The following is a 1,047-nucleotide window of genomic DNA, read 5'->3' as shown; positions in this document are numbered from 1 at the left end:
ACTAGTGGAGCACTGGCTACTCGGATCAGCGTGACTGCTGCCCGGCAAGTACCGCCTTCTCTTCGGGGAGGGAGTGGGAACGACGGTGTCAGGGGGTGCGGGGGTTCGGACACACTGTTGGGTCCTGAGGAAACGGACCAAGGGATCATTGAGGGGCCACCCGCTGCGGGTTCGCATGGTGGCCTGATCCTTATGGTGTTTCGTTTCGTCTCATGCAGGATCACTGAAGCAGTCCCCGGGTGGGGGTTGTGGGGGTGGTTGCTGTTTGTTGTTTGAGATTTGCATAGTGGACGCGAGCATCTTTGTGGCCAAGTTTTTTAGGGCACACGGTGGATGCCTTGGCATCAGGAGCCGATGAAGGACGTGGGAGGCTGCGTTAAGCCTCGGGGAGTCGCCAACCAGACGTTGATCCGGGGATGTCCGAATGGGGAAACCTAGCACCAGTCATGTGGTGTTGCCTCCGCCTGAATGTATAGGGCGGTTGGTGGTAACGCGGGGAAGTGAAACATCTCAGTACCCGTAGGAAGAGAAAACAACAGTGATTCCGTGAGTAGTGGTGAGCGAAAGCGGATGAGGCTAAACCTGGCATGTGTGATAGCCGGCAGGTGTTGCATGTCGGGGGTCGTGGGACCCTCTGGTGGTTTCTGCCGAAGCCACAAGAAGTGATAAACCTTCGAGATAGTTGAAGCCTCTGGGAAGGGGCGCCGTAGACCGTGAGAGCCGGGTAGGCGAAATCTTGAGGGCTTCTTGAGGGGATCCCAAGTAGCACGGGGCCCGAGAAATCCTGTGTGAATCTGCCAGGACCACCTGGTAAGCCTAAATACTTCCTGATGACCGATAGTGCACGAGTACCGTGAGGGAAAGGTGAAAAGTGCCCCGGTGAGGGGTCGTGAAATAGTACCTGAAACCGTGTGCCTACAAGCCGTAGGAGCTTGCAGAGACTTGTTCTCTGTGTGATGTGACTGCGTGCCTTTTGAAGAATGAGCCTGCGAGTTATGGTGTGTGGCGAGGTTAACCCGTGTGGGGGAGCCGTAGCGAAAGCGAGTC

At 56.5% G+C, this 1,047-nt stretch carries 1 rRNA gene; it reads left to right on the top strand.

Annotated features, from left to right (window positions below):
- Positions 1-306: 306 nt before the first annotated feature.
- Positions 307-1,047, top strand: a 23S ribosomal RNA gene (locus ACIBKY_RS55400); the annotation flags it as partial.

The sequence above is a fragment of the Nonomuraea sp. NPDC050394 genome (assembly GCF_044459065.1).
Lineage (GTDB): Bacteria > Actinomycetota > Actinomycetes > Streptosporangiales > Streptosporangiaceae > Nonomuraea.
Note: the sequence above shows the minus strand (reverse complement) of the source record. Positions and strands in the feature narration are given on the sequence as shown.